Origin of the sequence: uncultured Cetobacterium sp., assembly GCF_947039425.1 — a bacterium.
Classification (GTDB): Bacteria; Fusobacteriota; Fusobacteriia; order Fusobacteriales; family Fusobacteriaceae; genus Cetobacterium_A.
On the sequence record NZ_CAMQYW010000116.1, the window covers coordinates 1 to 5,689 of the forward strand.

At 24.1% G+C, this 5,689-nt stretch carries 6 protein-coding genes; all 6 read right to left on the bottom strand.

Annotated elements, in window-relative coordinates:
• Positions 1–1,194: hypothetical protein (locus Q0V09_RS06960; RefSeq protein ID WP_297487894.1), on the bottom strand; the 1,194-nt coding region annotated here is incomplete at its 3' end.
• Between the two features lie 17 nt (positions 1,195–1,211).
• Complete coding sequence (locus Q0V09_RS06965; RefSeq protein WP_297406596.1) at positions 1,212–1,496, bottom strand: LysM domain-containing protein; 285 nt, start codon at positions 1,494–1,496, stop codon at positions 1,212–1,214.
• Entirely contained in the window at positions 1,497–1,943 is a 447-nt protein-coding gene (locus tag Q0V09_RS06970) for a hypothetical protein (RefSeq protein ID WP_297406594.1), read from the bottom strand.
• A 1-nt stretch (position 1,944) separates the two neighbouring features.
• On the bottom strand, positions 1,945–2,430 hold the full coding sequence (locus tag Q0V09_RS06975; RefSeq protein ID WP_297406592.1) for a hypothetical protein: 486 nt from the start codon (positions 2,428–2,430) through the stop codon (positions 1,945–1,947).
• 14 nt (positions 2,431–2,444) lie between these two features.
• On the bottom strand, positions 2,445–5,051 hold the full coding sequence (locus Q0V09_RS06980) for a hypothetical protein (RefSeq protein ID WP_297487896.1): 2,607 nt from the start codon (positions 5,049–5,051) through the stop codon (positions 2,445–2,447).
• A 12-nt stretch (positions 5,052–5,063) separates the two neighbouring features.
• Positions 5,064–5,689 (bottom strand): hypothetical protein (locus Q0V09_RS06985; RefSeq protein WP_297487898.1); only part of this gene is annotated, 626 nt, incomplete at its 5' end.

A 5,689-nucleotide genomic window follows, 5' to 3' on the forward strand; every position in this document is an offset into this window, starting at 1 on the left:
ATTTTTTGCATCTCTTATATGAACTTGATAATTAGGAAGAATATTTACATCTAATTTATCTGACATAAATCTTATTACATTTAATAAAGGTATCACATTATAATCATTAAATTTAGCCTGACTTTTATCTATAATATTTTGATATCTTTGAAAATGAAATATTTGATCAAAATTTTTAGAGTTTAAATATAGTTTATAATTAATCTTTTGAATCAGTTTTCCAGTTGATGATTTATGATTCAAGGTAAACTCAATATAATGGTCTATTCCTTTTTCTAATTCTTCTAAAGATATTTCAACTCCTGAAAAGTCACTCCATACTCTTGCTTTCCCTTTATATCCTTCAGTTATAAATTCACAATATTTATTTCTATTTTTATAAAAACTTCCTTGATTTTCTATTACATTTCCTATCCCCGTCTCATTTTCAATTGTTAATTTATCACTATCTTCAAAATCAAAATTTAAAGGTTTACCTATCATATGAAAAACTGTATGTATATCTGTCTTTTCATTAGACATTTCAGGAGAACTACTTTCATTATTAGGCCGAATCATTATATTTCCACTTCTATTTCTATTTGGCATTAAAACTATATTATTTACTTTATCCATATCCTCTCTAAAAAGCCAAAGTTTTACTGTAACTTCGTTATTACTTGGTTGATTATAATTATTAAAATTTCCCTTATATATTTTTTTTAATTTATAACTATTATTTGTAACGCCAACATATAACTCTTTAGGTAAATCTGTATAATCTATTTCAACTTTTCGTCCTCTATTTTTTACATTATCAATTCTATATTTATAACCTTTATTATAATTTCTTAAATTTTTTAATCTATTTAAAGCTTGTCTTCCAGAAGTAGTTACACTGTTTGGAATATCTTTTTTACTTTCCATAAAAAAAAGTTTATCATCTAATGAAATATCATCTAAATAAAAAAATATTTTTTGTCTATCTCTATCAATTTTTAATTCCAATTCTTTTGTTTTTATCTTTTTTATTGTTAAATTTAATTGTGCTGGATTTTTTCTTTTTTTTAAAGTATTTATCTCATTAACTTCTTTTGATGGATTTTTCTTTATGACCTCGTGAGGAATCTCTCTTTCTGAAAATAGATAAGAAAATGTAAAAAGAAAGATAAAAATTATATAAAATTGTTTTAAGTATCTACCTAATTTTTTCATTTTTTTATCTCTCCCCATTATTTTAATCTTAATTTTTGACCCACATATATCTCATTAGCATTTTCTATTTTATTAATAAACTCTAAATCTTTTAAATTAATTTTATATAGTTTGCTAATAAAATTTAATGTTTCTCCATTTTTTACAATATGAAACATTAATTTTTCCTCTTCTGTAAGTTCTTTTGGTAATATATTTATATAAACTAAATTTTCATCAACCTCTTTTATTTGAAACTCTAAATCCTCACCTTTTAAAAATCCAAATAATAATAAAAATGCTAATATAAAATTTTTCTTCATTTATCGCCCTCTCTGAATAAAATTACTATACTGAGATATAATTATAGGTACATATCCTGCATAATCTCCTTCTATTATCTCTGGACTTTCCCCCTTATCTAAATCTCTTTTGCTTACAATTGCATATATTTTTACTTGTTCTACCTTTTTTTTAATTATAAAATTGTTATCTTTTGTTTCTAATTTGTACTCATCTATTTCAATCCATTTTTTTCTATTTGTCATAAGTCCTTTCTTAGGAAAATTAAATACTAATTTTTTATCTCTATCCCTTTCTAAATCATCTGTCGATATTTCAAGAGTTCCAACTCCAACAACTCTATCACCTATAAAATCTCTTGTGGATATCTCTAAAAATCTTATTGGCTCAAATATCTCTATTGTTATTTTGCAATATGTAATTTTCATTAAAACAAATAAGAACAGTAACATAATATATTTTCTCATTTTACTCCCTTACCTCTATCGTCATATAAATTTTTCTTTTAAATGTTCCCTCTTTAGATATTTTTTCTCCATCAATATAAAGTATATTATCCCTTAAAATATTAGTATTTATAAATTTTGAAGAGTATATATAAGTATCAACTTCACCATCTAAATCAATATCAATCTTATCTTCACTATATTTTAATTTATAATAATCCTTTCTCTTAGGTGTCTTATTTAGTTCAATTTCAAAAGGAATCTCTAATTTTTCATTATCTATAACCAAGGCTTCTATATCTATATCAGAGATAATTTCAAGAGGAACTACAATTTTAACCTTACTTTCTAAATAAACTGTTGTATTTTTTTCTAAAATTCTTCTACCAATTATTTCTCCTAATTCATTCCTCTCTAATAAATCATCTACAGGAAGTTTTGGAACTTCTGTTTCAAGTGAGGAAAATATATTTAAAGTACACATAAAAAAAAGAAATATATATTTCATCTCTTCCTCCCTTTTTAATAAAATGATTCTGCTGATACATTAAATGCAAACTTACTATTCAATTCTGAATTTAAAAAACTTAATTGAATCTCTTTATTTAGCTCACTAATAACATAGGTATTTCCCAAATAAGATGCTTCTAAAATATATTTTTTAGGAAGAAGTCCACTCATTTCAAAAACTCCTGTTTCATCTGGTATACTCATATCTAAAATTTTTCCATTTAAATCTTTTATTTTAATTAAAATCTCTCCATACATTGCCATTTTCTCACTTTTACTTTTCTTTAAAGAATCATCAATATTTATTATTCCTGATAAAGTTAAAAGAGGTTTTATTGGAATATAGGCCGTAAGTGTTGATGTATTACTTCCCTTTATTATAATTTTATTATTTCCAAGTACAAATGATGGCTTCCTAATTATTGGATTTAAATTATATTTGACTTGATTAGGAACACCATAAAAAAATGCTTCTCCCTTTTCATTTGTAACTTTTTCTTTTTCACCTATTTTTACCTTTACATTATTTATTTTAGGTTCTGACTCATCGTAAATATTATTATTATTTAAATCTATAAAAGTAATAACTTTAACCCTACTGCTATCCATACTTTTAATCTCTTCTCTTGGATTTTTTAAATCTATTACCCTATCAATTCCCACTGAATACTCTTGATTTCCTTTTTTATCAGCAAACATATCAAAATTAAACCAGTTATTATATTTCAAATTAAATCTAAAAGTTATCATCTCTTTATCTTTTTCTGAATATCTAGCCTCCACAGTATAGTCTAAAGCTTTGCTAGAACTACTAAAAATTGTCAGTGCTGTTTCAAAATCTTTTCCATTATTTTCCCATCTATTTTCAAGTCTAGTTGTAAAACTTCTAAAACCACTATAGTAAATATTTAAACTATAAATATCATTTAAATCTGTACTTCTCTCGTACTCTGTTGAAAATAAAATGTTTTTTATACTTTTAGAATAGGTTGCATTTATCTTAGAGATATTTTTATAGTCTCCTGAATAATATTTTTTTTCGTTATAAGTGTAAATTAAATCAAGTCCTGTAAAAGGTCTATATTCAATTTCATAGTTATTTGATTCTTTTTCTGAATAATACTTTCCTTTTTTTTCTTGTTCAATTTTTAATCTTATTTTATCAATATCTATTTGTCCAACAAGATCATACTCATATCTATCTTTTGTATTTTTCCCATCATCATATGATAAATTATTTAAAGTTTTACTAAAATCTCCACTTAAAACATAGGGGTAACTAAATAAAAAATCTCCATAAGTTAAATTTAGTTTTCCATTTTCTAAATACTCATATTTTTCATTAACTTTTTCAATCTCTCTATCATAACCAAGTCCCATAGTTAAATTATCTGTTAATCCATAATAAAGATCTGAATTTAAAGTTATTTTTTTTGATTCATCATTTTCTCTTAAATCAACGTTATATTCTATCTGTCCTTTATTTTGTTGATTAAAGTCATCTGTTGTATTTATTTTTTTTAAAGTAACACTTCCATCTAAATTATAAATTTTTAATAAATACTCTCTATTTCCTCTAATTTCAGCATTATTAAACTCTATAATTCCATTTTCTGAATCTTTAATCTCTATTGGAATTCCAAGATAAATTAATTCTACCCTGCTTCCTAAAGGTACATTTTCTTTGATTATATATACTTTATCAGAACTAATAATATATCCCTTATCTTTTTTAAAGGATAAACCTAGCTCTCGCTTATTGTCATCTCCTAAAGAGTAACTTCCAACCTCTAAGGTATGCTTCTTCCAAAGTTCATTATAACGTAAAAATACATCTTCTAACTCACTCTCTTTTAAGTTATACTCAGTTGTCAATTGCCCATATAAAGTTGAACCTTGATACTCTAAACTTCCATCCCACTCCGTATCAAATCCATCTTTTTCACTTTTATTTTTTGTAAAATTTTGACTTAACTTAGTTTTTAAATATCCTAGTTCAAATATACTTTTCTCATTAGTAAAAATTAATTCATTTTGATCTTTTTTCTCTTCTAACTCCTCCTTCATTGTAGAAACACGAAGCTCTATATCCTTTGGAGTTGAAAAGTTTAAAAACATAGCTATTCTAAAATTTCTTCTATCTATTTTTAACTCTTTCATAAAAATCTCTTTAAATATATCCTCACTTAAAAATATTTCCTCATTATTTTTAAATAAAGATTTCTCTTGAAACTCTATTTTCTCTCCATCCATAATAAAATAGTTCTCTGTAAGTTCAACCTTTTTTAAAGAATCACCTAAAAAAAACTCAATATGATTATTTTTACTATTGCTATAATTTTTAAAATCTATTGACTGAAAAAATTTAAATAGTGGAAAATAAAGTTTTTTATCCTTAACAATAACCTCATAAATTTTAGATTTTACAACACCATTTATTCTTAACTCATATAAATATTCTCCATCTTGAGTTCCAAAATTACCACTTAAAATATCATAATCCTCTTGAGTGATAATTCCAAAATCTAGTAGCTCCTTTAATTCATCAGCTTTTTCAGCATATATTAAAGTATTTATTAAACAAAATAATAACAAAAACTTAGATTTACCCAATCTCATAAAATTTCACCCTTAAATTAGCCTTTTTTCCAATAATACATCCCCATTTTTATCTGTTACTATTAATTTTTTCATATTTTTTAAAAGTTTCTCATTAAGTAAAATATCCTTTTTTTCTTTAGAAAAAAGTCTAACACTTTGTATAAAAGATTTTTTATCCTTACTATCTTGAAGATATAGCTCAAAAGTATATCTCATATCTCCTATATTTTTTAAAAAAACTTTATTTTTATTAATTTTTAAATCTAACCTTGGTTTTAAATCTCCAACTACTCCAGCTAGTTCTATTTTTAAATTTGTTAATATCTCTATTTCGCTTTTTAAAGATTCACTTGGATAACCAATCTCTTTTATACAAAGATTCATTAAATACTCTCCATTTTTAGTTCCTTTAGGAGAGGTTACTAAAATATTTAATTTTCCTTTTTCTCCTGGTTTTAGTGTTAAAATTTTTGGATATAGCTCTACCCACTTTGACATATCAAAAGTATCTTGTATTTTTTCCTCATAAATTTTATATCTAAGAGTTTTATCAGTAACATTAGTTAAAGTGTATTCTTTATATCCCCCTTGTCCATCAATTCTCTCATCAAATGTTAGAGGATATATATTTGTATATGAAAAAAGTTGGATAGATG